Genomic DNA, 1,403 nt, shown 5'->3' on the forward strand with positions numbered 1-1,403 from the left:
AACGACTGTGAGGATTGGGGTGGCTGGTCCGGGACTGGCTGGCAGAGTTGGTACTGGCCGTTCCGCGCTGTGGTCGTGACTCACAGAACGATTGGCCCCCGATTGGGGTGTCCTGTAAGTGACTTGTCCGTCTGCGGGGTGGGCCGGCCGGTACCTTCCCGGCCCACTTTGGTGACTTGATCAGAAGGTTGCCCGCCCCTTTTGGGGGGCGTGGCTCGTCACAGTGCTGTTCCGAAGTGACCTCTACCCGGGCTGGTACCGGCCGCGTGCGGCCCTGACCGTATCCGCGAATAGAGGAAGTGCCAGAACCGCTATGTCTATCGTTGCTCATTCCTACCCGTTTGTCGTGGGAGTCGATACCCACGCGAAAAAACATGTCTACGCGATCATCGATACCGCAACCGGGCAACTGCTTCAGACCCGGGATTTCCCCACGACCGGTGCTGGTATCAACCGGGCCATTGCCTGGGTGGCCCGCCTTACCGGCGCCGATCTGGCCATCTTGTGGGTGATCGAGGGTGCCGCGTCCTACGGCGCCCTGCTGGCCGGTGCCGTGGGCGCGGCCGGCTACCCTGTCGCTGAAGCCGCACGGATGGATGCCCGCGCCCATCGCGGGGTAGGCAAGTCCGATCTGCTGGACGCCCACCGGATCGCCGCGGCCGTACTGCCCCTGAACGTGCAGCAACTGCGCAGGCCACGGCTCAACGAAGGCGTCCGCGCAGCCCTGCGGATCCTGATCTGCGCCCGTGAGTCCATGACCACCGACCGGACCCGGGCCGTGAACGCGCTCACCGCGCTGGCCCGTGTGAACGACCTTGGCCTGGACGCCCGCAAAGCCATCACCGGCACCCAGATCGCCGAGGTCGCCCGGTGGCGGGCCCGTGAAGAACACCTGGCGCTGTCCGTTGCCCGCACCGAAGCTATCCGGCTCGCCCAGCACATCAGGAAGCTCGACGCCGACATCAAAACCAACAACGACCAGATCACCGAACTGGTCCAAATCAGCGAAGCCGCACCGCTGCTCCAGGAAAACGGCTTCGGCCCCGTCACGGCCGCCATCTGCCTCACCGCCTGGTCGCACCAGGGCCGCGTACGCTCCGAGGCGGCCTTCGCTTCCCTGGCCGGCGTCAACCCAATCCCGGCTTCCTCAGGCAACACCGTCCGGCACCGACTCAACCGCGGCGGCGACAGAACCCTGAACAAAGCCCTGCACAGAGTCGCGGTCAGCAGAATGGCCTTTGATACCAAAACCACTGCCTACGTCGAGAAACGACAAGCCGAAGGACGGACCAAAAGGGAAATCCGGCGGTGCATCAAACGCTACCTCGCCCGCCAGATCTACCGAACCCTCAACGCGACAAAGACGGACCCCTCCACGGCTTGACGAACTATAGAAGGGTCAC

General features: G+C 64.6%; 1 protein-coding gene. It reads left to right on the forward strand.

Annotation, left to right across the window (positions count from 1 at the left end):
- Window positions 1–313: 313 nt before the first annotated feature.
- Window positions 314–1,384: an IS110 family transposase gene (locus tag M8J71_RS22890; protein WP_256250163.1), complete on the forward strand. Its 1,071-nt coding sequence runs from the start codon at window positions 314–316 to the stop codon at window positions 1,382–1,384.
- The last annotated feature ends 19 nt before the right edge of the window (window positions 1,385–1,403 follow it).

Origin of the sequence: Pseudarthrobacter sp. R1 (assembly GCF_024494415.1) — a bacterium.
Taxonomy (GTDB): domain Bacteria; phylum Actinomycetota; class Actinomycetes; order Actinomycetales; family Micrococcaceae; genus Arthrobacter.